Consider the following 2810-nt stretch of genomic DNA (forward strand, 5'->3'; position numbering starts at 1 on the left):
CTTGATGATGCTGGTGTCGAAACCGGCAGCTATGAAGTGCCCGCCGGCGGCCGACGCTTCCGTGCCCTCGAACTGATGGTGAAGCAGAAGAAACTGGCGAAGACCGCGCCCGTGCCCTGCGTGGTCCGCGAGGCCGGAACGTCCATACTCGCCGAAGATGACTCTCTCGCCGAAAATGTCCAGCGCGTGGCCCTGCATCCGCTCGATCAGTTCCGCGCCTTTCGAGACATGCTGGAAAAAGGCATGTCCGAGGAAGAAATCGCCGCCGCGTTTTTCGTGGCGCCCACCGTGGTCAAACAGCGCCTGCGCCTGATGACCGTGTCGGACAAATTGCTCGATGTTTATGAGCAGGACGGCATGCGTCTGGAACAGTTGATGGCCTTTTCCATCAGCGACGATCATGCCCGACAGGAACAGGTCTGGGAGATCGTCAACCAGAGCCATAACCGTGAACCCTACGTCATCCGCCGCATGTTGACGGAAAAGACTGTGCGGGCGTCGGACGCCCGTGCCCGTTTCGTGGGACTGGACACCTATCTCGCGGCCGGTGGTACCATCATGCGCGACCTGTTTGAGGCCGATGACGGCGGCTGGCTGCAGGATCCGGCCATTCTGGACCGGCTGGTCATGGAAAAACTGCACGCTGCCGCCGAAGACATCCGTGCCGAGGGCTGGAAATGGGTCGAGACGGCCCTGTCGTTTCCATGGGGGCACACACGGCAGTTCGCGGAAATTGATGGCACGGAAGTGCCACTCTCTGATGAAGAAACCGCCCGTCTCGAAGCCCTACGTGCTGAGCAGGAAGCCATTGAGGCTGAATATGCCCAGGCCGATGAATACCCTGACGAGGTCGATGCACGGCTGGGCGGGATTGAACAGGCGATCCTTGCCCTGGAGGAACGGCCTCTGGCGTTCGATCCTGCCGACATGGCGCGGGCAGGTGCCTTCGTCAGCCTAGCCAGCGATGGCACATTGCAGGTGGAGCGGGGCTTCGTGCTGCCTGAGGACATGCCGGCTGAGCCCGAAGAGCCCGATGAATATGGTCATCATCCGCATGATCGGTACGACGAAGATATCGCAGGTGATGGTGATGAGGACGGGGTGGGCGATACTACCGTTCCCGACGTTGAGCCCGAAGAAGAAGACGGGATCAAGCCGCTACCCGACCGGCTTCTCACCGAACTGACGGCGTGGCGCACGCTGGCCCTGCGGGATGCGTTCGCCAGCAATCCGCACATTGCCCTGACTGAATTCCTGCATACGCTGGTAAGGGATGTTTACTGGCAGACACCGGGGGCTGACTGCCTTGAGGCCTATGTCCGGGAAATCCCGCTGCCCGTTCATTCACCTGACATGCCGGGCAGTGTGCCAGCCCATGCGCTGCGTCAACGTAACGAGGGCTGGAAGCACGATCTACCTGAGGACGAGAACGCGCTGTGGCGCTGGATCGATGGGCTGGACGACACCAGCCGCATGGCGCTGCTGGCCCACTGCCTGTCCTTCGGAGTTAACGCGCTTTATGAGCGCATGCCCTCGTATGGGGCGGTGTCGCAGAGCAGCGTGACCGAGCGCCTCAAAAGGGCAGGCCGTCTGGCATCGGCCCTCAGCCTCGACATGGTGGAGGCGGGCTGGCAGCCGACCGCCGAGAACTATCTCGGCCGGGTGACCAAGGCGCGTATCCTGCAGGCGGTCCGGGAAGCACGCGGCGATGAGGCGGCTGCGCGTATTGAGCATCTGAAAAAGCCCGACATGGCGCGTGAGGCCGAGCGGCTGCTGGAGGGTTCCGGCTGGCTGCCAGAAGCGTTGCGCACGATAGGGCGGCCAGATGACATATCTGCCGATATGACGGTAGCGGGTGAAGGTGTCGAGGCCATTGCTGCCGAATAAAACGATGGATTTTGAAATTGTGAGACAGCGGCTTCCGGTGCCCGGAAGCCGCTTTTTTCATGTCCGGCGCCCCGGAAAGAGGGAGAGGGTGGCTTCGCCTTTGGTGCCGAATAACCGGCATAGAGGAGAGTTTCCATGACCACGACTACCATCCTGCCTCCTGCATCCCGTGGCGCCGCGTCCGGCGGCTTCCGCATCGATCCTTCCCGCGGCGAACGCAGTGCCCGCGTATCGTCCGAGTGGTTCTCGCGCCCGGATGACGAGCGCTATCTTTCGCTGTCCGACCTGCATGCCGCGACCCTGGCGCGGGCAGACCGGGCCACGGCCCGCACGGTGGAAAGCCGCGGCATTCGCGTCGAGGCGTCCCGCGACAATGCCGAGCGCCTGACCCTGACCGTGCCGGGACAGAGTGACCCGATCGCCCCCACACACTGGTCCTTCGGCCAGATGTGCAGCCTGGTCGGCGCCCCATCGTCGTACCTGCGTAACCTGCCGGCCCCACTGGCAGCGATCAATCTGCAGCACGGCCTGCTGTCTCACCGGGCCGAACTGGTGAAAACGCTGGAGACGGAAGACGGTCGGGTAGAACTGCGCGCCGTAACCGGTCCCGATTACGGCCGCATCTGGGACCACGAACTGGTTGGCGCCGTGCGCAAGATCGCTGGCGATGGCACAGGCGATACGAACTGGAAGGTGCCCGGTGTGATCGACTGGGCGACCATGACCCATAATCCCTATGTGGACATCACCAAGGAAACCACCACCTTGTATGCGTCCGACCGCGATGTGTTTCTGTTTCTTGTCGACGACACGCATCCGATCGAGGCGGGGCGCCTGCCCAATGGCGATCCTGATCTCTATTTCCGGGGCTTCTATGCCTGGAACAGCGAGGTCGGCAGCAAAAGCCTCGGCATCGCGTCATT

The 2810-nt window shown here is 62.5% G+C and carries 2 protein-coding genes; both read left to right on the forward strand.

The genetic code is table 11. The annotated features are described in order from the left end of the window. On the forward strand, positions 1-1887 hold a 1887-nt coding region (locus B7G66_RS12165), incomplete at its 5' end, for a ParB/RepB/Spo0J family partition protein (RefSeq protein ID WP_048859228.1). 135 nt (positions 1888-2022) lie between these two features. Beyond that, positions 2023-2810 (forward strand): hypothetical protein (locus tag B7G66_RS12170; RefSeq protein ID WP_048859229.1); only part of this gene is annotated, 788 nt, incomplete at its 3' end.

This window comes from Novacetimonas hansenii JCM 7643 (genome assembly GCF_000964405.1).
GTDB lineage: Bacteria > Pseudomonadota > Alphaproteobacteria > Acetobacterales > Acetobacteraceae > Novacetimonas > Novacetimonas hansenii.